23 protein-coding genes and 1 riboswitch are annotated in these 26,344 nt (G+C 58.7%); of the genes, 11 read left to right on the top strand and 12 right to left on the bottom strand.

The annotated features are described in order from the left end of the window. On the top strand, positions 1-546 hold a 546-nt coding region (locus tag BCS36_RS12075), incomplete at its 5' end, for a DDE-type integrase/transposase/recombinase (protein WP_291303123.1). A gap of 1,084 nt (positions 547-1,630) precedes the next feature. Then, positions 1,631-2,974, top strand: a complete 1,344-nt coding sequence (locus BCS36_RS12070; RefSeq protein ID WP_291303122.1) for a deoxyguanosinetriphosphate triphosphohydrolase — start codon at positions 1,631-1,633, stop codon at positions 2,972-2,974. Positions 2,975-3,185: 211 nt separating this feature from the next. On the opposite strand, the gene BCS36_RS12065 is transcribed toward BCS36_RS12070, so the two are convergent. Together BCS36_RS12065 and BCS36_RS12060 are read right to left on the bottom strand one after the other, a co-directional pair. Then, the gene (locus tag BCS36_RS12065) at positions 3,186-3,776 is read right to left on the bottom strand and encodes an adenylyl-sulfate kinase (RefSeq protein ID WP_291303121.1); all 591 of its coding nucleotides are present in this window, start codon (positions 3,774-3,776) and stop codon (positions 3,186-3,188) included. Positions 3,777-4,032: 256 nt separating this feature from the next. Beyond that, positions 4,033-4,602 carry a hypothetical protein gene (locus BCS36_RS12060; RefSeq protein WP_291303120.1) on the bottom strand — a complete coding sequence of 190 codons (570 nt, stop codon included), beginning with the start codon at positions 4,600-4,602 and terminating at the stop codon, positions 4,033-4,035. 197 nt (positions 4,603-4,799) lie between these two features. Here BCS36_RS12060 and panC point away from each other — a divergent pair, with 197 nt between their 5' ends. The 5 genes from panC to BCS36_RS12035 all read left to right on the top strand — a co-directional run bounded on the left by panC (position 4,800) and on the right by BCS36_RS12035 (position 12,205). After that, entirely contained in the window at positions 4,800-5,645 is an 846-nt protein-coding gene (gene panC / locus BCS36_RS12055; RefSeq protein WP_291303119.1) for a pantoate--beta-alanine ligase, read from the top strand. A 43-nt stretch (positions 5,646-5,688) separates the two neighbouring features. Then, positions 5,689-6,861, top strand: a complete 1,173-nt coding sequence (gene metK / locus BCS36_RS12050; protein WP_291303118.1) for a methionine adenosyltransferase — start codon at positions 5,689-5,691, stop codon at positions 6,859-6,861. A 1,684-nt stretch (positions 6,862-8,545) separates the two neighbouring features. Beyond that, positions 8,546-9,640 carry a chorismate synthase gene (gene aroC / locus BCS36_RS12045; protein ID WP_291303128.1) on the top strand — a complete coding sequence of 365 codons (1,095 nt, stop codon included), beginning with the start codon at positions 8,546-8,548 and terminating at the stop codon, positions 9,638-9,640. After that, entirely contained in the window at positions 9,637-9,936 is a 300-nt protein-coding gene (locus tag BCS36_RS12040; RefSeq protein ID WP_291303117.1) for a helix-hairpin-helix domain-containing protein, read from the top strand. The genes aroC and BCS36_RS12040 overlap by 4 nt, the downstream gene beginning before the upstream one ends. 1 nt (position 9,937) lies before the next feature. Beyond that, positions 9,938-12,205 (top strand): ATP-dependent RecD-like DNA helicase, encoded by a 2,268-nt coding sequence (locus BCS36_RS12035; protein WP_291303116.1) that lies wholly within the window; start codon positions 9,938-9,940, stop codon positions 12,203-12,205. Between the two features lie 332 nt (positions 12,206-12,537). Here the strand turns inward: BCS36_RS12035 and BCS36_RS12030 are convergent, their stop codons facing one another. From BCS36_RS12030 to dsrA, 7 genes are all read right to left on the bottom strand, one after another. Continuing rightward, positions 12,538-13,623 (bottom strand): NADH:flavin oxidoreductase, encoded by a 1,086-nt coding sequence (locus tag BCS36_RS12030; RefSeq protein ID WP_291303115.1) that lies wholly within the window; start codon positions 13,621-13,623, stop codon positions 12,538-12,540. 121 nt (positions 13,624-13,744) lie between these two features. After that, a complete protein-coding gene (locus BCS36_RS12025; protein ID WP_291303114.1) occupies positions 13,745-14,176 on the bottom strand; it encodes an Rrf2 family transcriptional regulator in 432 nt (143 codons plus the stop codon). Between the two features lie 556 nt (positions 14,177-14,732). Further along, positions 14,733-15,404: a 3,4-dihydroxy-2-butanone-4-phosphate synthase gene (gene ribB / locus BCS36_RS12020; protein ID WP_291303113.1), complete on the bottom strand. Its 672-nt coding sequence runs from the start codon at positions 15,402-15,404 to the stop codon at positions 14,733-14,735. A gap of 154 nt (positions 15,405-15,558) precedes the next feature. Beyond that, a riboswitch (FMN riboswitch) is annotated at positions 15,559-15,706 on the bottom strand. A 328-nt stretch (positions 15,707-16,034) separates the two neighbouring features. Next, positions 16,035-16,613, bottom strand: coding sequence for an AmmeMemoRadiSam system protein A (gene amrA / locus BCS36_RS12015; RefSeq protein WP_291303112.1), 579 nt, complete (start codon positions 16,611-16,613; stop codon positions 16,035-16,037). A gap of 402 nt (positions 16,614-17,015) precedes the next feature. Further along, the gene (locus BCS36_RS12010) at positions 17,016-17,252 is read right to left on the bottom strand and encodes a dissimilatory sulfite reductase D family protein (protein WP_246388154.1); all 237 of its coding nucleotides are present in this window, start codon (positions 17,250-17,252) and stop codon (positions 17,016-17,018) included. A gap of 56 nt (positions 17,253-17,308) precedes the next feature. After that, positions 17,309-18,454, bottom strand: coding sequence for a dissimilatory-type sulfite reductase subunit beta (dsrB, locus tag BCS36_RS12005; RefSeq protein ID WP_291303111.1), 1,146 nt, complete (start codon positions 18,452-18,454; stop codon positions 17,309-17,311). Between the two features lie 18 nt (positions 18,455-18,472). Further along, positions 18,473-19,786, bottom strand: a complete 1,314-nt coding sequence (gene dsrA / locus BCS36_RS12000; RefSeq protein ID WP_291303110.1) for a dissimilatory-type sulfite reductase subunit alpha — start codon at positions 19,784-19,786, stop codon at positions 18,473-18,475. A 556-nt stretch (positions 19,787-20,342) separates the two neighbouring features. Between dsrA and BCS36_RS11995 the strand changes: the two genes are divergently transcribed. The 4 genes from BCS36_RS11995 (at position 20,343) to BCS36_RS11980 (ending at position 23,511) form a co-directional block, all read left to right on the top strand. Then, positions 20,343-20,612 carry a hypothetical protein gene (locus BCS36_RS11995; protein WP_291303109.1) on the top strand — a complete coding sequence of 90 codons (270 nt, stop codon included), beginning with the start codon at positions 20,343-20,345 and terminating at the stop codon, positions 20,610-20,612. Beyond that, positions 20,609-21,655 (top strand): hypothetical protein, encoded by a 1,047-nt coding sequence (locus BCS36_RS11990; protein WP_291303108.1) that lies wholly within the window; start codon positions 20,609-20,611, stop codon positions 21,653-21,655. The genes BCS36_RS11995 and BCS36_RS11990 overlap by 4 nt, the downstream gene beginning before the upstream one ends. Further along, a complete protein-coding gene (locus tag BCS36_RS11985) occupies positions 21,652-22,362 on the top strand; it encodes a septal ring lytic transglycosylase RlpA family protein (RefSeq protein ID WP_291303107.1) in 711 nt (236 codons plus the stop codon). The genes BCS36_RS11990 and BCS36_RS11985 overlap by 4 nt, the downstream gene beginning before the upstream one ends. A 618-nt stretch (positions 22,363-22,980) precedes the next feature. Next, on the top strand, positions 22,981-23,511 hold the full coding sequence (locus BCS36_RS11980) for a hypothetical protein (RefSeq protein ID WP_291303106.1): 531 nt from the start codon (positions 22,981-22,983) through the stop codon (positions 23,509-23,511). 237 nt (positions 23,512-23,748) lie between these two features. Here the strand turns inward: BCS36_RS11980 and prfA are convergent, their stop codons facing one another. The 3 genes from prfA to rpmE all read right to left on the bottom strand — a co-directional run bounded on the left by prfA (position 23,749) and on the right by rpmE (position 26,165). Then, on the bottom strand, positions 23,749-24,819 hold the full coding sequence (gene prfA / locus BCS36_RS11975) for a peptide chain release factor 1 (RefSeq protein WP_291303105.1): 1,071 nt from the start codon (positions 24,817-24,819) through the stop codon (positions 23,749-23,751). 76 nt (positions 24,820-24,895) lie between these two features. After that, positions 24,896-25,810, bottom strand: a complete 915-nt coding sequence (locus BCS36_RS11970) for a DUF1385 domain-containing protein (protein WP_291303127.1) — start codon at positions 25,808-25,810, stop codon at positions 24,896-24,898. Between the two features lie 142 nt (positions 25,811-25,952). Then, complete coding sequence (rpmE, locus tag BCS36_RS11965; RefSeq protein WP_179980448.1) at positions 25,953-26,165, bottom strand: 50S ribosomal protein L31; 213 nt, start codon at positions 26,163-26,165, stop codon at positions 25,953-25,955. Positions 26,166-26,344: the final 179 nt, after the last annotated feature.

Raw genomic sequence — 26,344 nt, 5'->3', positions numbered from 1 at the left:
ACAGAGCCGCGCCCTGTTCGGCCCTGCCAGTGGTGGGGCATCGATATGACCAAGGTCATGACGGAAAGTGGCTGGGTGTATGTTGTACTGGTAGTGGACTGGTTTTCTAAAAAGATCGTCGGCCATCATGCTGGCTATCAAAGCCGAAGTCACGAGTGGCTGCAAGCCTTGGAGATGGGCATTCAGGCGCACTTTCCCGAAGGCGTCCGAGAACAGGGTTTGAGCCTGATGAGTGATAACGGCTGCCAACCAACAGGAAAGGCTTTTGTACGTGAATGCGCGATACTAGGCATCTCACAGGCATTCACTAGCTATAACAATCCCAAAGGAAACGCGGATACTGAACGGACAATGCGCACGATTAAGGAAGAACTTTTCTGGCTGCATGAATGGCGCAGCCTTGAGCACTTGGCCGACGCACTTTCCAGCTGGATAGAACTCTTTAATACCACGTACCTGCACTCGGCGCTTGGCTGGAAGACCCCGCAATGCGTGCATCAGCAGGCTGGTAAAAAACGGAAGGATACTCCCTTAAAGGCAGCTTGATTCATGGGGGGCATTACAGCTGCCCCTCCGAGGCCCCCTCTGCACTCCCCCCGGACGACCCCGCTGGGCTTTCCAAACACCAAAATTCCACGAGGGCTGCACGGCTTTTGCTCCGGGAGCTTCCTCGCTTCGCTCGGCGATCTCCCTGCGCGCCGCGCAATGCCAGAGTGCGCCTTTGCTCTGAATGAAAGATTGAGAGGCGTCGCATTGGCTATATGAAGTCTCAGGGATGGAGCCTGATTGTTGGGGAGACATAATAGTTGTAGGTCTGGCTCTTGGCCTAATCTTTGAAATGGGTGTTCTGTTTCTGCTACTTTACTCGCCTTACAAAGAATACTTCGTATTCTCTGTATGTTTTCCGCTTACGTTACCCTCAAGATATTGATACGCCCACCGTGGTTACACTTTATATACTACCATACAATTAAAGCACTGGAGTCTGTACGGTCTCTCAGGCAGAGTGCAAACTACTGCCGGGCGACGTCATAAAGAACCAAAGCCGATACGTCGGCATAAGACGCCCCCAATTTCATATTCAGCGCGAAAACGCACTCTGGCATTGCGCGGCGCGCAGGGAGATCGCCGAGCGAAGCGAGGAAGCTCCCGGAGCAAAAGCCGCGCGGCCCTCGTAGAATAACGGAAAATGGAAAACCTCAGGGGGGTGCTTCGGGGGGGATGCAAGGGGGGCCGAGAAGGGGGCGCAGCCCCATAACCGGCCCCGCCTTGCCGCGCGCCGCGCAGGCGGCCAAAACTTAATATAAAGAAAAGTCCCCGTGCCCGCACGGGCACACAAACCCGCACTCAAAGGTCAAGCCCAGTTTTTCTCCCTGAAGCCGCAGCTAAGGAACACCAACCGTCGCCCACCGCGCAGGCATACCCGCAGGGCACAAAACCACCCCTCAAAGGACAGGCCCGGTTTTATTTTCCCCGGAGCTTTTACCACTGAGGCCACCACCACGCCGCAAGACTATCTCGTTAATCCCTTGCATCATGTTCCTACGAGCATACGTCCGCGCGGCGCAGCACAAAACTCACGGGCTTGCAGCCCGAAGACACTTGTCATAAAGCCTTTGAAGGAGAACTTATGAGCGACCATAAAAAACAATGGGGCCGTCTGCTGGCTCCGTACCGCATGACGCGCCAGGACAAAAAACTGGCTGACCTGGATGTGGTGCGCAATCCCTTTGTACAGGATTATGACCGCATCATCTTTTCCAGTTCTTTTCGCAGGCTGGCCAAGAAAACCCAGGTGCATCCGCTGGTGCGCAACGACCATATCCACAACCGTCTTACCCATTCGCTTGAAGTAAGCAGCGTCGGACGTTCACTGGGCCTTCAGGTCGGGCAGACCCTGGCCGACCGGGGCCACCTGCCGGACGGCTTCAGCCCGGAGCATCTCGGCCAGATCTTGCAGGCGGCCTGCCTGGCTCATGATATCGGCAACCCGCCTTTTGGCCATGCCGGTGAAGAAGCCATACGCGACTGGTTCAAGGACACGGGCCATACCGAACACTATTTCAAGGACCTGCGGCCAGCGGAACGGGCGGACTTTGAGGCCTTTGACGGCAATGCCCAAGGGTTTCGGGTGGTCAACACGCTTGAGAACAACAAGGACGCCGGGGGCTTTCGCCTGACGTTTCCCGTGCTGGCCAGCCTGGTAAAGTATCCCCGTTCTGCCCATGAAGCCTTGGGGCAGTCCAGCGGCAAGTTTAATTTTTACATGGCCGAGCAGGGCATTTTTACAGAAGTTTTTTCAACTCTGGGCCTGTTGCGGGACGGCCGCGCGCGGCGGCATCCGCTTTCCTACCTACTGGAGGCAGCGGACGACATCTGCTACCGCATCATAGATATGGAAGACGCGCGCGAACTGCGCATCATTACCTATCAGGACTTGAAGGATGTGGTGGGACCGCTGCTGGGCGACAAAGATATGGATACAGGACGCCTGAACGCTATGGATTCCGACCGGCGGCGCTCCGGCATTCTGCGCACCAAGGCCATGGGGTGCATCATCCCCTCAGTGGTGCAGACATTTATGGATTGTTATGAAGACATGACGGCCGGTACGTTTGAGGGCGACCTGCTCAAGCACGCCCAGCCGGATGTGGCAACATTTATGAGTGCGGCAAAAAAAGTTTTTAACAGCAAAATCATGAACAATCCGCAGAAAACCGCGCTGGAAATAGGCACGTACACACTGTACAAGCGCCTGCTGGATATTTTTATTCCGGCCTGCTTCAATTTCAGCAAAAACAATTCCATGTCCTATCAAGAAAAACGCGCACTTACCCTCATGGGCACCAATGCTCCCTTGAAGGGCGAATGTCTGTATGCGGCCTATCTGCGCGTGCTCGATTTTGTGTCCGGCATGACGGACGACTACGCGACCTTCATTTCGCAGCAGTTTTCAGGCACGGCGGCGCAATAGCGCGTCCCGCCGGGCGAAGCACGCTGAACAGGACGCGCAGGACAAGGCGCGCAGGACAAGGCGCGCCAGTGAAGGCAATGTGAAGACAAAAGGCTCCACCCGCAGCCGCCAGAGCAAGTGCAATGTATACGTGCGCTAAAGTGCAGCGCGCCGCAACGTGGCGTGGATGCAGCCGAGCTTTCGCCCTTGCGACAAAGCAGGTTACTCTGCTCTAAAGGGCTATGGCTGGCTGCATGCGGGCCGCAGGCAGCGGACGTTCCGGCAGCAGCGCATGCTGCATGCGCTGCCAGTGGCGCGCTTCATCCAGAGCGTTCAGGGCAAGATCGCGCAACTGCAAATAACTTTCGGCCAGGCTGTAGCGGTCAGTATCAAGAACATGATCGGCGCGGCGCGGCTCATCAAATTTGTCGGTAAGGCCGCACAGCCCGGTGATGTGCGTGTGCCCGGCCATGGCGTACAATCCCCTGGTATCGCGCTCCACCAGCGTTTGCAGTGAGCAGCGCACCCACACTTCACGATACAGTGGCAAGTGGTCGCGGTTTTTCTGTCGCATGCAGTCATAGGGGGTAGTGGCCGCCACAATGCACATGCGCCCCTGGGCATGCTGCTGCAACGCGCGATCGCGCAAGGCGTTGGTTGCGGCAATGCGGGCTTCAGGGGCGACATCGACCTGTCGGCAAAATCTGCCTTCGTCAATAAAGGCTGTTTCAATGCCCTGCCCTTCCAGGTACAGGCGCAGAAGAGAACCAAGTGCGGTTTTGCCGCTGCCGGAAAGGCCGAGCAGCCAGAGTACAGGCGTCATGCTTACCTCGCTTGCTTGCGCGTTGCGTTGGGCGCGAGTGCCGCGCCGGAGAACGCCTGTAAAAATGCAATAATCCGGCCAGTGTAAAAAAAGCATTTTATTACACTTGGATATAATAATGTTGGGAACTTGGCGTGGTTTTTTGACGGTGCTGCAAAAGCGGTCAGGCATAAAGCGCGTGAAGGCGCGTGGGGTTGCGGAGCGCTGCCCTCTCGTGCAGCGGTAGAGCATATGCCCTTTTTCAGCGGTGAGATGTCTACACCGGCAGGCGTATCAGGCGGATGGTTTCCGGCTGGATATACAGCAGTTTGTCCTGCTCCATTTCCTGCGGACGGGTCACAAAGCTGTCTTTGCGTACATTGAGGATGGCCTCCGCCTCATGGCTGCAGTCAAAAAGATGCAGCACGCCATCCTTCAGGCTGTCGGCCGTTGTCCAGTGGCGGTTCACAGCCGGGCCGTCAGGCGTGATGTGGCGCAAAAAACGAAAAACAAGGGCACGATTGCTGCCGCCATTCAGCCACTGGTCGCAGCAGTCCCACACCTGCTCGGCGGAGGGGTCCTGGTCCGTGCCAAAGGGCTGGCGCACGTCCAGGGGGAACATGCGGCTCTGCGCGCGCAGCATGCCGTCCACAAGACTGCAGTAGTCGGTCTCCTGCTCAAGCACGGCCCTGAACATTTCCGGCGAGGCCGCCAAAGCCATCAGGGTTTCATTAAGAATGCTGCGCGCCCTGAGCACCCGGATGCTGTGGGTAAGGCGCAGGGCGTTCAGCACTGCGTAAATAGCGCAAAACGTGTCCAACTTGCCCTGATAAAAAGGTTTCAGCATGCGGCCTCCCGCTCTTCTTATGCCCATTGCCGTCGGGAGGGTCAAGGGCGGCGGCCCGGCCCCGCGCGCCGCACCGCTGGCTCCACGCCTCGTTCCTGAGCCCCGTAGCGACAATGCAGGATTACCGCTTTTTCTTTACAAGCCTTCTCGAGACGTGTATAAATGGACTTTCTTAAACTATATCACAATACCTTGATATGCAGATATTAACTACCCCACAGGAACTGGCTGCCCAGTGCCGCGCATGGCACAAGGCCGGGGACGACATCGCCCTTGTCCCCACCATGGGCTACTACCACGCCGGACATGAAGACCTTATGGCCCACGGTCGCACCTTGGGCAAAAGGCTTGTGGTAAGCCTTTTCGTCAATCCCACCCAGTTTGGTCCTGATGAGGACCTTGCCGCATACCCGCGTGACGCCGAGCGTGACGCGGCCATTGCCGCCAGCCATGGTGCGGACGTGCTCTTTATGCCCGAACCTGGGTCCATGTACGCTCCGGATCACGCCACCTGGGTTGAGGTTCCTGACCTTGCCAAAGGGCTGTGCGGTCAGAGCCGCCCCATACATTTTCGCGGCGTGTGCACCGTAGTGCTCAAGCTTTTCATGCTGAGCGCGGCGGATGTGGCTGTTTTCGGCCAGAAAGACTGGCAGCAGCAGGCCATCCTGCGCCGCATGGCACGGGACCTTAACCTGCCCATGCGCATTGAAACGCGACCTACCGTGCGTGAAGCCGACGGGCTCGCCCTTTCTTCACGCAATGTCTATCTTACCCCTGAAGAACGCGCCCAGGCGCCCGAGATACGCCGGGGTCTGCTGCACGCGCAAAAGCTTGCTCAGGAGGGTGAGACAAGCGCATCCCTGCTGCGTGAGGCCGTGCTGCGCCGCTGGGCGGATCTGTTGCCTCTGGGGCGGCTGGACTATCTCAGCATCGTACATCCCGAATCCCTGGCCCCGCTCGACAAGATTGATGGCCCGGCCCTCATGGCCTGTGCCGTACGTATGGGCAAGGCCAGACTTATCGACAACATCATTTTGCGTTAGCAACTCACCGCGCCTGCGGCGCGATCCTCTAAAGGAGAACAGCATGCAGACCAAGGGCAAATACTTCTTTACCTCCGAATCCGTCACCGAAGGGCATCCCGACAAGGTGGCAGACCAGATTTCAGACGCCGTTCTGGACACCCTGCTGGCCCAGGACCCCGACGCCCACGTGGCCTGCGAAACCCTGGTAACCACGGGTATGGCCATTATCGCCGGTGAAATCAGCACCACCGGCTACGCCGACCTGCCCACCGTGGTACGCGAGACCATCAAGAACATCGGCTACAGCAACTCCGACATGGGGTTTGACTGGAAGACCTGCGCCGTCATTTCCACCATTGGGCATCAGTCGCCCGACATCGCTCAGGGCGTTGTGCGCGCAAAACCCGAAGACCAGGGCGCGGGCGACCAGGGCATGATGTTTGGTTATGCCTGCGACGAAACCGCCACCCTGATGCCCGCACCCATCTACTGGGCGCATCAGCTTTCGCAGCAGCTCACCAAGGTGCGCAAGGACGGCCTGGTGGACATTTTCCGCCCGGACGGCAAGACCCAGGTTTCTTTTGAATACCAGGACGGCAGGCCCGTGCGCATCAATAACGTGGTGGTTTCCACCCAGCACGCCGCCAGCGCCAGTCAGGCGGATGTGGCCGAAGCCGTGAAAAAGCACGTGATTCGCCCCATCCTTGAGCCCTCCGGCTACTTCACTGAAAAAGATTGCGAAATCTTCATCAATACCACCGGGCGTTTTGTCGTTGGCGGCCCCATGGGCGACTGCGGCCTCACCGGGCGCAAGATCATTCAGGATACCTACGGCGGCAGCGGTCACCACGGCGGCGGCGCTTTCTCCGGCAAGGATCCCTCCAAGGTTGACCGTTCCGGCGCGTACATGGGCCGCTACATCGCCAAAAACGTCGTGGCCGCAGGCCTTGCCCCTGTGTGCGAAGTGCAGATCGCCTATTGCATCGGCGTGGCCCAGCCCGTGAGCGTGCTTGTGTCTTCGCAGGGAACCAGCGAAATTCCTGATGAAATCCTGACCAAGGCCGTGCGCGAAGTTTTTGACCTGCGCCCCTATTTCATCAGCAAGCGCCTTGACCTCAAGCGCCCCATCTACCAGAAAACCTCCTGCTACGGCCACTTCGGACGCGAACTGCCCGAATTCACCTGGGAAGCCACCGATGCCGTGGCCGACCTGCGTACCGCCGCCAAGGTGTAGCAGCGGCATATTCGTCATAATAATAAATGGAGCGGAGAGGCGTCATGCCTCTCCGCTCTTTTTTTGGGGATGCTTTGTGGGGGAGGGGGTATAGTAGGTGCTGCTTCAGGAGAATAAAAACAGGGTTTGTCCTTTGAGAGGTTGTTTCTGTGCCCTGCAGGCACGGGGCTCTTCTTTTTTGTTGTTTTGGCCGTCTGCGCGGCGTGCGGCAAGGCGGGGCATGCGCGACGGAAGCTCTGAAGAAAGCAAAGCAGGGCTTGTCCTTTGAGAGATGACTTCTGTGCCCTGCGGGCACGGAGGCCTTCTTTATTCTTTTGTTTTGGCCGCCTGCGCGGCGTGCGGCAAGGCGGGGCATGCGCGACGGGAGCTCTGAAGAAAGCAAAGCAAGGCTTGCCTTTGAGAGATGACTTCTGTGCCCTGCGGGCACGGAGGCCTTCTTTATTCTTTTGTTTTGGCCGCCTGCGCGGCGTGCGGCAAGGCGGGGCCGGTTATGGGGCTGCGCCCCCTTCTCGGCCCCCCTTGCATCCCCCCCGAAGCACCCCGCCTGGGCTTTCCCGCTTCCGCCATTTTACGAGGGCTGCGCGGCTTCTGCTCTGGGAGCTTCCTCGCTCCGCTCGGCGATCTCCCTGCGCGCCGCGCAATGCCAACGTGCGCCTTCGCTCTGAATGAAAACGTGGGGAAACCCCTTATGCCGACGTGTCGGCTTCGATTCTTTATAACGCCGCCCCGGCATTAGCCCGCGCCCTGCCCGAGAAGCAACACTGGCTTAAATGCGTTACCTGCATGACAGCAATTTTTGATTGAACCACACCGGGCGTATCAACACCTTAGGAACAACATAAACGGAAAAACAACCTCAGAATACTTTGTCTTTGTTATGAGGTGAGCAAAATAACAGCAACAAAACTGCTCTCGCCCACAAGCGTTTCTTGCCCATCCCAAAGACCAAACCAAGCCCCCCCTTCTCCATAACGAGCCGCTCCAAGCGATCAGCTCCCCACCCCACAAACGTCATGTAGCCAACGAGATACACTCCGCCGGCCTCTCATTCAACGCGAAGACGCACACTGGCATTGCGTGGCGCGCAGGGAGATCGCCGCGCGAAGCGCGGAAGCTCCCGGAGCAAAGGCCGCGCAGCCCTCGTGGAGTAGCGAAAATGGGAAAGACCTTTAAAGACCACTCGTGGGAGTGAGGATATACGACAAACCCCAGCGGGGTCGTCCGGGGGAGTGCAGAGGGGGCCTCGGAGGGGCAGTATACTGCCCCCCATTAACAAGGCAGCCCCTAACAGGCCCCCTTCCGCCCCCGCCGGGGCGGTCCAAACTAAAGAAAGTGAAAGCCCGCGTGCCCGCAGGGCACAACAACTTACGCTCAAAGGACAAGCCATGCTTTGCTTTCTTCAAAGCGCTTGCCACGCATGCCCTCTTGCCCGCCGCCCGCGCGGCGGGCGGCCCAAACCAGATTAATGAAAAGCCGCCGTGCCCGCAGGGCACAGAAGCCTCCTCTCAAAGGACAGGCCTGCTTGAAGAACAAGCCCTGCTTTATTTTCCCTCAAATCCCTACAGCTAAAGTCCCCCTCACGCCCCACAGCTTGCCAGCCGCCCGTCCCTTTTCTATACTGAAAAGATTCTGGCTGCCCAAACGGCTGCCCCGAACCATTTTTCTATCCTGCGCGAGGTGCATGATGGCCGGAAACACCTTTGGGCGCGCCCTGCGCCTGACCACTTTTGGCGAATCCCACGGGGCTGGCCTTGGCGGCATCATTGACGGTTGCCCCGCAGGTCTCGAACTGACCGAAGCCCATATGCAGGCAGAACTGGATCGCCGCAAGCCCGGCCAGGGGCCAACAGCCACCAAACGCAAGGAGGCCGACACCGTCCGCCTGCTTTCCGGCGTTTATGAGGGGCTCACTACGGGCACGCCCATTGCATTCTTTATTGCCAATGAAGACCAGCGTTCCTACGACTATGGCAATCTTGCGGAAGTTTTTCGCCCCGGTCATGCGGACTGGGGATATTTTCAAAAATACAACGGCCTGCGCGACCATCGTGGCGGTGGGCGTTCTTCCGGGCGCGAAACAGCGGCCCGTGTGGCTGGCGGCGTTGTGGCCAGAAAAATCCTGGCGCTGCGCGGCGTGAAAATTCTTGGCGGCTGCGTGGAACTGGGCGGCGTTGCCATACCCCAGTGGGGCATGGATATGGACGGAGCCTCCATGCGCCCCTATTGCGCCGCCGCGCCCTCTGTGGTCACCCAGTGGGACGCGCTGGTGGCCGAGGCCCGCAAGGTCGGAGAAACCTTGGGCGGCATTGTGCGCATTGAAGCACGCAACGTGCCTGCTGGGCTTGGCGAACCCGTTTTTGACAAGCTTGAGGCTGTGCTGGCCCACGCCATCATGAGTGTGGGCGCGGTCAAGGGCGTGGAAATAGGTGAGGGCTTTGCGGCGGCGGCCCTGCGCGGCTCGCAGAACAATGACGCGCTGCTCCCCGCTGACGAGCCAGGCCCCGGCAGGGCACGCTTTGCCTCCAACCACGCGGGCGGCATTCTTGGCGGCATTTCCAGCGGCCAGGACATTGTGCTGCGTGCGGCGGTCAAGCCCATCGCGTCCATTGCCATCACGCAGAACACCGTGGACAAAGAAGGCAATGCCGCCACTGTGCTTGTGGGCGGGCGGCACGATCTGGCGGCCATCCCGCGCGTGGTGCCCGTACTGGAGGCCATGACGGCGCTGGCGCTGGCCGATGCGCTGCTTTTGCAGCAACGCATGGGCGTTGGCGTATGAAGAAGCACCCCCTGCAAGGCTTGCGCTCCATTGGGCCAGCCTCGCTGAAAGATTTTGACCTGCTTGGCGTGACCAGTCTGAACGACCTCGCAGGCCGCGATCCGCAGGAACTGTATGACGCCCTTTGCCGCCTCAAGGGGCAAAAGGTTGAGATCTGCTGCCTGGACGTCATGCACTGCGCCGTGGCGCAGGCCCGTAACCCGCACCTGCCGCCGGAACAGCGCGACTGGTTCTGGTGGTCGCGCAACCGCAAGGCCGCCTCTGACGGTGCAAGCCCTGCCCTGGAAAATCGCTGACATGAAGGAAATGTCCCTGCTGCAAGACCCGGATGCCGTCGAAATTACCGGCACCATCGAGCGCGTCGTCTTTCACAATGAGGAGAACGGCTATACCGTTCTGCGCCTCATGCCCGGCAGCGTCAACAGTTCGGGCGGCGACGGCGGCCTCACCCGCCCGCGTGACTCGGTGAGCTGCGTGGGGCATATGGTCAATCCTCAGGCAGGGGTGCAGATGAAGCTCAGCGGGCGCTGGGTCAACAACACCCGTTTTGGCCGTCAGGTCGAGTTCAGCAACGCCGAAGAAATGATGCCCGCCACCAGCGAGGGCATCCGCCTGTATCTGGCCTCCGGCCTTATCAAGGGGGTCGGCGATGAAATGGCCACCCGCATCGTCAAAGCCTTTGGCACCGACACCATCCGCGTGCTGGACGAAGAGCCGGAACGCCTGCTCAAGGTGCGTGGCGTAGGCCAGAAGAGCCTTGAGCGCATACGCGCTTCCTGGGCCGAACACCGGGGCATACGCGACCTGCTGCTCTTTTTGCAGCCCCACGGCATCACCCCGGCCTATGCCGTGCGCATCTATCGCGCGTATGGCGGCGATGCGCTGACCATTGTGCGCGAGAACCCGTACCGCCTGGCCATGGACATTCACGGCATCGGCTTTGTGACTGCCGATGCGGCGGCGCGCAAGCTCGGCTTTGAGCATGACCACCCTCTGCGGATTCAGGCGGGCACGCTGTACGTGCTGCAAAAAGCCACGGACGACGGCAACGTATATTTGCCGGAATCCGCCCTTATGGAGGCCGTGTGCGCCCAGCTGGGCGTGGATGAAGGCCTTGTGAGCGAAGCCCTGTCTTCCCTTGAGGAGGACGAGCGCATTGTGCGTGAAGATATGGATATGCCCGGCGCTGGCCCGGATTCCGACGCGCACGTCTGCCTGCCGGAAACCGGCATCTATTTGCGCCGCTATTTTCACTGCGAATCCAAAACGGCCTTTTATCTGCAAAGGCTGCTCAATTCTCCCAAGTCCATCCGCTTTGAAAATGCCGACGCCACCGTGGACAAGGTGGTGGCGCAACTGGATATAGCGCTTGCCCCAGAACAGCTTGAGGCCGTGCGCATGGCAGCCCGCAGCAAGGTTATGGTGCTCACGGGCGGCCCCGGCACGGGCAAGACCACCATCATCAATGCCATTATCAATCTTTTTGCCGAGGTGCGCGCCCGCATATTGCTGGCAGCGCCCACAGGCCGCGCCGCCAAGCGCATGGCCGAAACATCAGGACGCGAGGCCCGCACCATCCACCGTCTGCTGGAATACAGCCCCAAGGAGGATGGCTTCGCCCGTAATGAGGACAGCCCCCTCGCCTGCGGCCTGCTCGTTGTGGACGAAGCGTCCATGATGGACACCCTGCTTTTTTACCATCTGCTCAAGGCCGTGCCGCTGGGCGCTACCCTTGTTCTGGTGGGCGACGTGCACCAGCTGCCCTCGGTGGGGCCGGGCAACGTGCTGGCCGACGTGATCAGCTCCGGCGTTGTGCCCGTGGTGGAACTGACGGAAATTTTTCGCCAGTCTGCGGAGAGCGAAATCATCTGCAACGCCCACCTCATCAACAAGGGCGAAGTGCCCTCACTGGAATCCAGCAAGGACAGGCTTTCGGATTTTTACTTTATCCACCAGAACGATCCCGAAAAGGCCGCCGAGCTTATCGTTGACCTTGTGCGCAACCACATTCCGCGCCGTTTCGGCTTTGATTCCGTGGACGATATTCAGGTGCTCACCCCCATGCACAAGGGAGCCGTGGGCGCGGGGCAGATGAATTCCCGCCTTCAGGAAGCCCTGAACCCCAACGGCCTTGAGGTGCGGCGCGGCGAACGTGCCTTTCGCCTGCACGACAAGGTCATGCAGATACGCAACAATTACGACAAGGACGTTTTCAACGGCGACATGGGGCGCATCAGCTTTATGGACCTTACGGACCGCACCCTCAGCGTCACCTTTGACGACCGCGTCGTGCCGTACGAGTTTGATGAACTGGACGAACTGGCCCCGGCCTATGCCATATCCATCCATAAATCCCAGGGGTCGGAGTACCCCGCCGTGGTCATCCCCATCATGATGCAGCATTATATGCTGCTGCAGCGCAACCTGGTGTACACGGGGGCCACGCGCGGTAAAAAACTGGTCATTCTGGTGGGCGAATCCCGCGCGCTGCATATGGCCGTCAAAAACAACAAAACCCGCAAGCGCTATACCCGGCTGGCGGAGAGGCTGCGCCCCCCCTGCTAACGCGGATCAACTCCAAGGCGGATCAACTCTGAGACTGCACATTCTTGCATTCTCAAGGGGTTCGTGTCCCCCATATGTCGAGACAGCCCCACAAAAAGAGCGACGTCAAAGCGAAATAGGCGTCAGCCCGGCTCAGTAATCCCAAACCAAAGCTGCGCCCCATTAGAGCATTTAACACTTGAAATGCTCGCGTACGGCAGGCAAAAGCCCGCCTACTCGCATTTCGTGGCAAGGATTTTCAGAAAAATCCTTGCAGAGCAGTTAACTCATTTCATTCGTAAACTGCTCTAGCAATGAACCGGGGCTTTGAACTTCTGCCCCAGGTTAACTCCTTACGCGTCTTTCGCAAAAGGGATGCACTTCAATTCCGGGTTGAAACATTTACTGCACGAGATGCAACGGGCCTTGCGCATGTCTCCCTTTTCCCAGCGGGCTATAAGGTCAGGCTCGGAAATAAGTGGGCGGCACAATGAAATGGCCTCAATATTGCCCTTATTGAGCCATTCTTCGATTATTTGAGGGGTGCGATAGCCGCAGACGCTTATTACGGAGGCGGACGTCGTTTCCCCAAGCTTCAGCGCTTCACGGCCAAAATAGCCTTCGTTCTCTTCTTTTTTGATGAGCGGGGTTGAGGCTGATTCCTGGCTGACCATTGCGCCGCCACTGACTTCAATCGCATCTATGCCGCGTTTGTCCAACTCGCTGCATACCCATTGAAACTCTTGCGGGGCAATGGATGGCTCGGTTAAATCCTTGCAATTGATTTTTATCCATACCGGATAATCCTTACCTACGGCTTTTCTTACGGCGTCATAGACCTCAAAAACAATTCTGGCCCGTCCTTCAATACTCCCGCCATACGCATCCGTACGTTTGTTGAAATACGGATTGAGAAATTCGCTTAAAAGGTAGCCATGCGCAGCGTGAATCCGCACAGCATCAGCGCCGGCCCGTTGGCAGCGGACCGCTGTCTCGGCGAAACTGTTCACAACGGAGCGTATCTGTTCCTGGCTCATGCTTTTTATGGGATTTCCCTGCGCGTCGGACGCAGCGCTCGGGCCGAGCGGACAACCGCCCTTATCAATTGTGCGGGCTTTTTGGCCACAGTGGTTGATCTGCACTATCAGCTTTGCGCCAAGACTGTGAACGCCTGCCGTCAATTTTGATACTTCAGGCACGAATGATTGCGCGTAGCCTTTGACCATGACGGAGCCGGCCCTGGAATTTTCGTCAACGCCGACCATGCCTGTGATGATGGCCGCAACGCCATTGCTTGCCAGTTTTTCGTACATTGGCAGCAGCTTGTCTGCGAAGGTTTCACTTTCGTTGTCATAAACGTATTCAAAGGTTGCGCTTCTGATAAAGCGATTTCTCAGGGCAATGCCGCCGACCACAGTGGATTCAAACAATTTTTTCATGGCTGACTCCTCGTCTGTTTATTGTAACTTTTGCTGTTATATCTATGCACAAAAAAAATACCACGCAAGACCGGCGCCCGGTTTCGGGCGCGCGCAGAGGCCGCAAATTTAAACGTCACGCCTACATACGTTCTCGTTTCCTTATAAAATCCGCCAGTTCTGCAATGGTGGTTTTTGCCAGACTTTCCTGCATGGCAGCATTGACCCTGGCAAAGGGAGCCTCCAGCGCGTCATGGATATTTCTGCCGATATAGCAATCACAACAGGGGTTTTGGTGTAAATAAAAGGGGGTGGCCTTGGGTTGGGGTATCACAGCCTTGTACACGTCCAGCAGGGTTATATCTTCCGGCTTGCGGTTTAATGCGGTGCCTCCCACCCCACGCCGAATCTCGACAAGACCGGCTTTTTTTAGCTGGCCGGTCAAGCGCCGGACGACCACGGCGTTTGTATTGACGCTGCGGGCGAGCAGGTCTGAAGACCTGTACTCGTTACCGGCAAACGAGAGCAGGGCAAGAATGTGCGCGGCAACGGCCAATCGGGTATCGTTATTCATATAACCACCGTTGTAACTTTTGCAGGTACGACAAATATTGTCAAATGAAAATTTGTTTGAGCTCGGTCAGTTCTCTTTTTCAGGCGCCTTACTGCAAAATCATTGCGCTTTTATATCTGACTCCACTTCCCAAGCGAACGTGCCGGCTCAGGCAATCCTGTGATGCGACCAGTATTGCGATCATTCCATTTTTGCAACAACAACCCGGAAAACCTGATTTTTTCAAATGAAAAAGACGAATACGTCGCGCCATGCACTGCCATGCACTGCCATGACTTGCCTTGACCTGCACTGATTTTATCTGACGACAGGGCTGCCGCAAGGCGGCGTGGCGGATAATGATTGCTGTCGCGCTTCGGCCAAACACGATTCCAAGTAAGGCACACACCCCGCCTGCTCACCCAAGCCCTTACTTGTCATCAAGTGCCTCCCACAACAATAAAAGCGGCCCCTTTCATGAAGGACGAATTCCTCTGCGAATTCACCCGGAATGAAAAGGGCCGCTTGACGCGGCAGCAGGCAAAACTGTCAGCTAACTGCCGCCTGAAGAACTACATCAGGCTGATATGGCTATTTGCTCCTCTGCCAGGCTCAACCGCCAGGCCACAAGATCTTCCACGCTGCACAAGGGCAGGCGATGGGCAAAGGCAAAGGCCGCAACCTGCGGCAAACGCGCCATCTTGCCGTCGTCCATGGTCAGTTCGCACAGCACGCCACACGGAGCGTGCCCGGCCATGCGCATGAGATCCACGGTGGCTTCCGTATGCCCGCGCCGCTCCAGAACGCCGCCGGGGCGCGCCCGCAGGGGGAAAACATGGCCGGGCCTGCGCAGATCTTCCGGGAGGGCGTTGTCAGCTACAGCCGCGCGAATGGTAGCGACGCGGTCTGCAGCGGAAACGCCCGTCGTCACGCCGGTGGCGGCCTCAATGGAAATAGTGAAGGCCGTTTGCTGCGTGTTGGTGTTGTTTTCCGTCATCATCGGCAGATCAAGACGCTGGGCATGCCCGTCTGTGATGCACAAACAAACAATGCCGCTGCAATGCCGGATAAGCATGGCCATCTGCTGTTCCGTGATGGTCTGGGCCGGAAAAATGAGGTCGCCTTCATTTTCGCGGTCTTCGTCATCCACCACAAGAACGCCGCCTCCGGCGCGCAGGGACGCCAGGGCATTACGAACGCGCTCTTCAGCGCTGCCAAAAGAATGAAGGGAAAGTGAGGACTGATGCATGCCGTTCTCCTGTTCCGGTTCAATACCGGGAGATGGTGCATCAGGGCGTGGACGGATTGCGCCAGTACAGCGGCGGCCGGGCCGTTACTGCGAAAGCTCAGCGCTGGCCACACGAAAGACATGTGCATGGCGCACAGGATTTTCGCGTGGCTATGACCGTTCTCTTCCATCCGGACTGTTACCGTCGGCTTCGGATTCTCACCGAATCTGCTGACCCCAAACATGGGCGCTCGCGGGCTGACGGAGCTTTACGCTACCGCATCACCGCCGGTGGGGACTTGCACCCCGCCCTGAGAAACATAAGCAACATACGCCGTTGCCGCAATCAAGGCAAGAGTCTATGCGCTATTGTGGGTAAAGGCGAGGGTTCGGGCTGCCAGCACAGCTGAAGGGGCATGACGCGCTTAACGATACGGACGTATGAAGCGAAAACAAAAGCTGAAACTGGCACAAATGAGCGTTACGCTGACATGATGTTCAAAAAAAGCCGCCTCTAACATTCCCGCTCCAGATCAGAAAGCACGTTGCAAAATGCCAAACTGCAACAAGAGTTTTAGGGGGTGGGGGCGTGGGGGAGGAAACCCTTTTGCAAAAGAGTCCCCCCACAAAACTTTTCATGCCAGCCGCATCTTACGCCGGAAAAACCAGCGCTTCAAACCAGAACAGGCGTGCGCCGGGCTGCTTCCAGCTGTCTTTGGGCAGCCCGGCCTTGAAGCAAAGGTGCTCAAGATAGGCCAGCCTATCCCAACCCTGCTCAACGGGAACCTGCGGCAAAAAAACGCCGCTTCGGTTCTGGTATTGAAGCACAAGCCCGTGGCGGCCAACTTCCACGGCCTCCGGGCTTGGGCAGAGCGTCAGTTCGTCCAACACGGAAATGTCCAGTTCCACATCACTGCGCCATTCCTCAAGGGTCAGGGGCGGAAAACGCGGGTCGCTGAACGCCGCTGAAGCGGCCATGCGCCAGACATTCACGTACAGCGGTTCCTGGCCCACGATACTGCCGATGCAGCCGCGCAGCGCGTTGTTTATGGAAATGGTGACAAACGCGCCAAGGTGACGCCTGAGGGGGCCTTGCTGCCTGTCCAGCGTTTCCGGTGGGCTTGGGATGGCGTCCACCGTCTTGCCTACAAGTCCGGCTTCAATGGACATCCGTGCCTGACGGCTCAAAAAATTCTTTTCCGCATCAGTGAGGGTAAAGGAAATTCCCATAGCGTTCCTGCCTGATGTTTACGGCCACGTTGCCAGAATCCCTGATAAGATTCTGACGCCTGGCCAGTCTGCCCTGCTCAGGTCTGCCGCCAGCGCCTTAGCGCACCCATCTGCCTGCCGATGCAACAGCATGTTCGCGGCGGTACAGGGCGGCTTGGCGGGCACGCGACCTGCCGGACAATGCAAAAAATGCCGCAACAGTGTTACGGCATTTCTTGCATGAGGCTTTCACGCAAAGGCTGACGAGCCCTGCGAAGGCCATGAACGGGGCAATCCTGGCGTTTGAGGTTTTTTAGTCGTGAGCGCAAAGCACAGAACTTGCCTGGCCGACACGGATAAACCGCCTCGAACCCTGAATGGAAAGCCCGGCATAAAGCCGCACCCGGCTAAAAAAATCAACCGCTAGTCTTCGCCTTCAGCGTGGGACTGCTTGCCCGCACCCTTGAGGCCGTACATGGTGGTGGAACCGGAAGACCAGAACTCCAGCACTTCTTCATTGACCAGCTTGGTGAGGATTTTCTTCACGTCGCGGGGGCCTTTGTCAGGGAACAGATCAGTGAAGTCCTTGAAATAGAACTTCGACTTGGAGGCGGATTTGCTGTTCAAAAATTCAACAACAATGTCTTTGTCGTCAGCCATGGTGGTTCTCCTGTCCCGGCGGCGCTGCTGCGCCGCCGGGGTTAAGCAAGATAATCCTAGAACTTGAACTGCGTGCTCTGGCGCCAGGTGTAGTAGGCCGGATCACGGAAGTCGTCGATAAGGTGGTGGGTGAACTCAAGGCCGGTCAGCTTGAAGAAGCTTTCCCAACCGATGCGTTCAGCCCAGTCGCCCAGGCGTTCGTATTTGTTGGCGTTGGCCGCGTACACTTCAACGATGTGCTTCACGGTCTTGGTCAGCGAAGGCCAACGGGGCGGTTCGTTGGGGATGTAACCCACAACGACCTTGGAGAACTTGGGCATGCTGATGCGGTTGGAAACCTTGCCGCCAACCATGATGGCAACGCCGTCGCCTTCGCCGTCCGAAATGGGCAGCGCGGGGCACATGGTGTAGCAGTTACCGCAGTACATGCAGCGGTCTTCCTTGATGGCGATGGAGTTCACCTTCTTGCCGTCAAGCTCCACCTTGGTGGGACGCACGGCGGCAGTGGGGCAAGCGGACACGGCCAGGGGAATTTCGCACAGCTGGTCAGCCCATTCGTGGTCGATCATGGGCGGCTTGCGGTGGATGCCCACAAGGCCGATGTCGGAACAGTGCACGGCGCCGCACATGTTGATGCAGCAAGCCAGGGCGATGCGCACAGGAGCGGGCATACGCATGGTCTTGAAGTCTTCAAACACGGCGTCCATCACGGCCTTGACCGGGCCGGAGGCGTCGGTGGCAGGCGTGTGGCAGTGCACCCAACCCTGGGTATGCACCATGTTGCTGATGCCAGCGCCGGTGCCGCCCACGGGGAACTTGAACGAGCCACCGTCAAACTTGCGGCTGTTCAGGTCGTCGCGCAGGGCCTTCATGCCCTCTTCGCTGTCCACCATGAACTCAATGTTGTTACGGGTGGTCCAGCGCAGGCTGCCGCCGCAGTACTTGTCGGCGATGTCGCACAGTTCGCGGATGTGCGTGATGGACATGGTGCGGGTGCCGCCTACGCGGACGGTGTAGCACTTGTCGCCGCTTTCAGCCACGTGCATGAGCACGCCGGGCTCAAGGATTTCGTGATACAACCACTTGCCGAAGTTATTTTTGATAATCGGCGGGAAGTATTCGTCATACTTGTGGGGGCCGATGTCGGTGATACGGCCTTCCATCGGTTTGGCGGGATTGTACCCGGAAGAAATAAAAGCCATGTTCTTCTCCCCCTTTGACTAGCGTTGATGGCGTTTGCGGTAAGCGGCAAGGTCACGGTTCCAGCCACCGGGCACTTCTTCTTCCTTGAAGAAGATATACGGGTTGGAACGGGGTTCCTTGACATGGTAGGCGGCAGCAGGAGTGTCGGTAACTTCCAGCAGTTTCTGGAAGGACAGACGCTTCATGGTTTCACCCACGCGTTCGCGGTTCTTGCCTTCTTCCATCCACCAGTCCCAAATCTTTTCGATGACTTCTTTGACGTCATCGTAAGGGGCTTCACAGGAGACGAAGGGCACGAGCAGCGAACCCATCTGAGCGCCGTCAACCACGGGGGCCTTGGCGCCCACGAGGATGCTTGCGCCGCGTTCGTCACCGATGTGCAGGGCGCGGGGCATGGTGTTGATGCAGTGCATGCAGCGCACGCAGTCAGCAGTCTTGATGGAGAGCTTGGAGCCGTCCCACTTCATGCACTGGGAGGGGCAGCGATCCACCACTTCTTTCTGCAGGTCGAACTTGCCCCAGTCGCGGCCGGAGTGCGCGCCGGCGTTGGGAGCGAATTCACCGGCCACATAGGCCTTCACGGCTTCCTGGTCGATCTTGATGTCGTCCTTCCAGGTGCCTACCACGGCGAAGTCGGAGCGCGCCATGGCGCACACGCAGCCGTTGGGGCAGCCGTCGAACTTGAACTTGAACTTGTAGGGGAAGGCGGGGCGGTGCAGTTCGTCCTGGTAGTCCATGGTGAGCTGGTAGCACATGTCCTGCGTGTTGTAGCAGGCATATTCGCAGCGGGACTGGCCAAGACAGGCTTCAGGCGTACGCAGGTTGGAGCCGGAGCCGCCAAGGTCCACGTTCATGTTGTGGGTCAGTTCGAAGAAGATTTCTTCGAGCTGGGCAGTCTGGGTGCCAAGAAGCACGATGTCGCCGGTGGAACCGTGCATGTTGGTCAGGCCGGAGCCGCGCATGTCCCAAATGTCGCACAGATCGCGCAAGAACTTGGTGTTGTAGAACTTGCCCGCAGGCTGGGCCACACGCATGGTGTGGAAGTGAGCAACGCCGGGGAACATTTCGGGCTGGTCGCAGTAACGGCCGATAACGCCGCCGCCGTAACCGAACACGCCAACGATACCGCCGTGTTTCCAGTGGGTTTCCTTCTCATTGTAGGAAAGTTCAAGCACACCCAGCAGGTCTTCAGGGCAATCCACAGGGATCTGATAATCGATACCCCTGGGATTCTTGGCCCTAACAGCCGCTTCCTGCTTGATGTCGGACACAAAGCTCGGCCAAGGGCCGCTTTCCAGCTGGTCCAACAGGGGGGTTGCATGTTTCGCCATTGCCATACCTCCACATGGTTTGTTTGTATCACGCAGCGCGTGACGTGCCGGTCAAATGCGGCGATCCGTGAGCTGGCGCAAAGCGCCACCTGCATCGGACGTGCGGGCAAGAACCGCTTGGGGTTCTTTAACGCCAACGGGTATTGCCCCCCGCCGGAACGCGCCCATCCCGTGAAAATCGGGACGCCCCAAAGGATCGCGTAAGACGGGCGAGCCAAAGCCTCGGCCCTCTGGCCGCAACGCGGTCAGATCACTACATAACGCATTATTGCGCTAATGACAACCGGGCCGGGAATATATCGCAAAGCAGACCCAAAAGCCCGCCAAGCAAGCCTTTGCGCCAGAAAGCGCATTCCGGCTGCTCTGCTTGTCCCGTCTTTATAGAGGCTACTAATACTCATTTTTTTGTCATTTATGCAACTTTTTTTCGGATTATGTACTTTTTTTCACATATGCTATGCATCCACGCTTGGCAAATAACCCCGTTTGAGCGTAGACTGCCGCTGAACAGAGAACAGACGCCCTCGCTGGCATCACCTTTAAGGAACCTCACGTCATGAAAGATGAACTCGGTTTGTACTACCACCCCCAGGCGGGCAACACTCTTTCCCGCGTCTATGTTCGCCGTGGGGAGCACGGCGAGGTGGAATTTCGCCTCTGGCGGGCAGACATGCCCGAAGTGTGGGAGCGTCACCCCTGGCTCAGCATGAGCGTGGTGCAGGATGCCTCGGAGCTTTACCGGCAGGAGCGCAACGCTGACGCCGACCCCCTCAAGCTGTACGACCTGGCCGTAGCCAGAGCTCTTCTCAAGGAAGACGAGGCGTGAAAGGCCGCTGGCTGCTGGCAAACCGCGACTTTCTCATGCGCGACCTTGTTCGCGACTACTGCACGGTTTTTCAGTCTCTTTCGGCACAGCGCCAACGTTTTGAGCAGGCCGGGGCTGTCTCGTATTCGGCCCTGCGCGACCTTTTGGGCGAGGCCATGCGCAAGGGCGTTTTTTGGCGTCTGAAAGATACCTCTCACCTGCTCTTTCGCAATGCTCCGGCGCACAGCGACGTGGCCCCGGTCGACACGCCCGGCCCGGTCTGCCAGCACTGCAACTGCAAAATGCAGGATGCGCCCAATGGCGGGCAGGGGCACAGACGTGATCCTGAATCCGCACAATCCGCGCAAGTTGCCGAATCCGCGCAGGTCGCGGCGCTGCTCCGCTCCGCCAACAATCTGCTGCCCGGCGGCGCTGACGGTCAGCGCGCCCTTGAAGCCATCATCGACTGGTGCATTGGCTACGCCTTTCATGAGTGCGTCAAACTCAAGGAAGACGCCTTTCAGAACCAACACTACGCCAACCGCCTTGCCCAGGTCGCCCGGCATGAGGGCGTCACCACAGATATGTACAATCCGCTGCGCGGGCTTGTGGGCCAAACGGCGGAAAGCTCCTCGCGCGAACTGTCGCGCATAAGCCATGTGCTGTCCCACGGCCTGCGCATGCTGGCCCAGTACCTTGTGGTTGAACGGCACAATACCCATCTTGCCCGTTGGCTTGCCAGTGAAGAGTTGCCTGCCCGGCAGGCTTTCGGGGCCAACTATGTGCCCATGCTGGACGCGCTGTACGGCCCAGAACACGAGCGCCTCTATTTGCTGGCCGCACGGGACTTTCTTGAAGCCGGACGCCGCGAACCGGCCATAGCCCTGCTGCAGGGCGCCGATGAACGCGGCCTGCTGCGCGGCGAAGGGCGCGGCCTGCTCAGTCTTCTGCTTGTTGAAAACGCCACTATGGATACAGCGTCCGATATCTGCGCGGCCTGCGGCAGGCAGGAGGGTTTTCCGTGTCTGCCCTACCTTCACCCGCTGGAGACCTCCAAAGCATGACCCCTGCCCTCCGCGCATTGCGGACCTGCCTTATACTCGCGCTCTGCGCCCTGCTGCTGGCCGGGTGCGGCTCCAGGGGCTCCTGGCGCAAGGGCGGCATCACCGGCACCAAGCCCTATACGGTTCGCGGCAAAACGTATTACCCCCTCAAATCCGCCCACGGATTTGTCGAAGAGGGCGAAGCCTCGTGGTACGGGCCGGGCTTTCACGGCAAAACCACAGCCAACGGCGAGCGCTACAACCAGTACGCTATGACGGCGGCCCACAAGCTTCTGCCCCTGGGCACCAAGGTGCGCGTCACCCACATGAACAACGGCCGCAGCATTATTGTGCGCATCAATGACCGTGGGCCTTTTGTGGGCGACCGCGTCATTGACCTTTCACGCGCCGCCGCCACCCAACTCAATATTATCGGCCCCGGCACGGGGCGCGTGCGCATACAAAGCCTTGGCGGCGTCCCGCAGATGCGCAGCGACGGCGACATTGACGGAGCCTATTTCGTGCAGGTGGGCGCTTTTGCCAACAAGGACAACGCCGACAGGCTCACCAACGATCTGGCCAGATCGGGACACAAGAGCCGCGTACGCTTTGGCAGCAACGGCATGTGGAACGTGCAGGTGGGGCCGTGGCCCGACTCCTTTGGAGCGCAGAAGCAGCTTGAAGTCTTCTCCATCCTGTATCCCGGCGCGTTTGTGGTCGGGGATTAGGGCATTGCCGCCTCCAGGCGTTAAGGGGACTGCGGGCGCAGCGCGCCCGGGCAAGGCATAAAGGCCGCACATCCAGAGGCTGACGCGCCAAAGCGGCACTGTGAAAGTCCCTATGTCGCCTATAGCCTGTGGCCTGCTGTCCCGTCATCGTGCCGCCTGTAGCCAGTGCCCTGTCGTCCCGCCCCCCTGCCGCGTCGCCCCCCTGACACACCGGGCGCGCAGGCACCCGCTGCCCCGTCTCCTGCCTTCAAGTCAGAAAGCTCGTAGTACTGCACCCAAATACCCTTGAAGTTTTAAGGGGGTGGGGCGTCGGCGAGGGTCTCTTTCACAAAGGGCCCCTCACCCACAAAACACTTCAATGTAAAACCGCTCCAGCTGGCTGCCATCCCGAACCGTTTTTTTTCTCATCTTTTCCGGTAGGCATAATTTTCCTTATCTGTCTGGAATGATTCTTGCTTTCATAAAAATGGGAACACGATGCCATTTCGCGGTTTCGCGAAGGCTCATGCACCCTGTTTCGCATCGTAACGGTCGTGCCGGAATAGAGCGTACATTTCCACTGGCACGCTGTTCTGGTCACATGCCCTAACGGGCAGCACACCAACCATGGAGGCGTCCATGTCGCACTCTCCCGCAGGCGAAGTCGGAATCGCCCCACCAGACGTGCCATGTAAAAATGCCGCCCTCACCGCACAGGGGGCGCGCTTGACAAGCGCGCGAAAGCTTGCGCGCGCCATATTGCCCAATGGGAACATACTGACGGTTCGCGCCTCCGCCGTGGGGCTGCCTGATGAAATCAGCATCATCCTTGACAATGGCCGCAGCATCCTTGTCAATGCACGCGATGTGCGCATTCTGGGTCTGGACAATGGCGGGTTCAGCGTCATCTCCCCCAGAGCCATTGTTGTTTATGATTCTGCCGGCAACGAAATTTCGGTCAGCCCCAACACCCTTTCTGCGGCTGACGAGATGATGGGGGACCTCATCTTTTCCTCCAGCGGGGCCGCAGATCAAGACCTGACGCAGATCAGCCAGACCCGAAGCCAGCGCGCGGCTTCCGTCCACCAGAGCCTGACGCAGGCCGAAAGCATCAAACATCAGGCGGCAACGGCGCTTGGGCGTCTCCTGCCAGCTTTTGCCCATTCGTAATCAGGTCTGGCCTCAGCAAGCCGCACAAACATAAAGCACCCCCGCAAGCTGTCAGCCTGCGGGGGCGCTTTATGTTTGTGCGGAACTCTCCGCAGAAAATTTTAAGCGTATGCAACTTTTTTCAAAGGACACGTGCGCAAAAAACAAAAAGAATTTTAGGGGGTGGGGGCGTGGGGGAGGAGACCCTTTTGCAAAAGGGTCTCCTCCCCACAAAGCCCTTCACAACATATCCCTGCGCTAATCAGCGGCCTGCGCTCTGAGCGCCTCGGCCTGGGCGGCGGTGCCCAGAGCTTCCACCAGGGACTGAATTTCGCCTTCCATAATCCTGTCCAGAGAATACAGGGTCAGGTTGATGCGGTGGTCCGTGCAGCGGCCCTGCGGGAAATTGTAGGTGCGGATGCGTTCCGACCGGTCGCCGGAGCCGACCTGCGCCTTGCGGTCTGCGGACAGTTCCGAACTCTGGCGCTCGCGCTCGGCGGCCAGGATGCGCGACGCAAGAACCTTCATGGCGCGAGCCTTGTTCTTGTGCTGCGAGCGCTCGTCCTGGCAGGTGACCACGGTATTGGTGGGAATGTGCGTAATGCGCACGGCCGATTCCGTCTTGTTGACGTGCTGGCCGCCCGCGCCCGAGGCGCGGTAAATATCGATGCGCAGATCATCGGGGCGGATTTCGACGTCCACTTCCTCGGCTTCGGGCATAACGGCCACGGTGGCGGCGGAGGTGTGGATGCGCCCCTGCGCTTCGGTGGCGGGCACGCGCTGCACGCGGTGGGTTCCCGCTTCGTACTTGAGATGGCTGTAAACGCGGTCGCCGGCGATAAGGCAGATGATTTCCTTGTAGCCCCCGGATTCAGAAGGGGACTCGCTCATGAGTTCCACTTTCCAGCCCCTGAGTTCGGCGTAGCGCGTATACATTCGGAAGAGGTCGGCGGCAAAAAGGGCCGCTTCTTCGCCGCCCGTACCGGCGCGGATTTCAAGGATGGTATTTTTTTCATCAAGGGGGTCGGAGGGCAGCAGCATGACCTTGAGTTCGTGCTCAAGCTCCGGCAGTTTCGCCTCTGCTTTCTGCACTTCTTCCTGGGCCATGGCGCGCATTTCCGGGTCGTCGTCGTGCAGCAGCTGTTTGCTTTCGGCCAGTTCTTCACTCACGGCGCGGTAACGGCGAAAAAGGCCCACCACGTCGCGCAGGTCGGCGTGGGCCTTGGTCAGCTTGCGGTAATGATCCTGGTCGTTAAAAACATCGGGCTGGGCGAGGGCATCCTCAAGCTCCAGATATTTTTTTTCCAGGCCTTCTAATTTGGCGAACATAGGGTCTCCGGCTGGCAGTGGACAAAAACGGAAACAGCGGACGGCGGGCGTGGCCGCCGTACAGGAACCAGGGGCTTTACTGCGCGGTGTAGGGCACCGTGCGCACCCGCTCCCCGGCTTCGGGCCCCAGCGCTTCGGCCAGGGCCACTACCGCCACTTCAAGCTGGCTTTCGTCCGGCTCGTAGGTGGTCAGCTTTTGCAGTGACAGGCCCGGCGCTTGCAGCACGCTGGCAAGCGGCCCCTCGGGCAGGCGCGCCGCATAGCGGATAAGCTCGTATGCCAGCGCGCTGATGGGCACCATCAGCAGCAGCTTGAAAAACAGGGTCAGGGCGTGCTTGGCCACGGCGCTCTGCGGCGTGTACAGAGCCAGCAGCATGGGCACCAGTACCGCGTGCAGAATAATGGATATGCAGATGACAAAGAGCAAAAACGTGGTGCCGCACCGGGGGTGCAGACGGCTCATGCGCGCGGCGTTGGCCGCGTTCACTTCCTCGCCGGATTCAAAGGCGTGGATGGTCTTGTGCTCCGCCCCGTGGTACTGAAAAACACGTCGGATATCGGGCACATACGAGATTGCCTTTATGTAGCCCATAAAGATGCAGCACTTGAAAAAGCCGTCCCACAGGTGAAAGGTCAGCCCTTCAACATCACCGCCAAGGTTCAGCCAGAGCATGCCCAGAGACAGCAGGTGCGGCACGACGACAAAAAGGCCAATGGCCATGAGCAGGGCTGCCGCCATGGTTGCAACCAGGTGCCAGCCGGTAATTTCTTCTTCCTGCCCTTGAGCCACGACCTCAACCGAGCGGTTGAGCGCCCTGATGCCGTTGACGAGCGTTTCCAGCAGCACGGGGAACCCGCGCAGGAAGGGCTTTTTCAGCCAGGGATGACGCAACAGCGAGAACCAGGGCAGACGGCGGGCAACAATAGCCCCGTCAGCCTGGCGTACGGCGAGGCCATAGGCATCGCCATTGCGCATCATAACGCCTTCCATAACGGCCTGGCCGCCCACCGTGGGGCAGGCGGAGGTCAAAGCATAAAGCGCCGTCATGACCATCCGGGACATTTTCCCGGTGGTCTTGGCTGGCGCTCCCTGCCGTGCGTCATCCTTGTGCGGCATATCCTGCCGCCCGCGACTATTTGGAATCAAACTTGGCGTACTTTTTACGGAAGCGGTCAATACGGCCAGCCGTGTCAAGGAAGCGCTGCTTGCCGGTGTAAAAGGGATGACAAGCGGAGCACACTTCCACGTTCACATGTTCGCCCTTGGTGGAGAGCACGCTTTCTTCGTTGCCGCAAGCGCAGGTGATAGTGGCATTGAACACTTTGGGATGAATATCTTTTTTCATGGCAGCTACCTCATGGAACGCGGCATAATCCGGCAAAATCCTTGCCAGACGCCCGCGCGTTTTTCCCTTGGCGCGAAAGTATATCGCACAAGGGCAAACCATATAGCGCTTCTTTCAGCATTTGGCAAGAGGCAAGACACGCAGGAACATGCCGGAATGACGCGAAAGGACGGGGCAGA

Origin of the sequence: Desulfovibrio sp. MES5 (assembly GCF_002237645.1) — a bacterium.
GTDB lineage: Bacteria > Desulfobacterota > Desulfovibrionia > Desulfovibrionales > Desulfovibrionaceae > Desulfovibrio.
The sequence above is the reverse complement of the archived record's forward strand: the minus strand, read 5'-3'. Positions and strand labels throughout refer to the sequence as shown.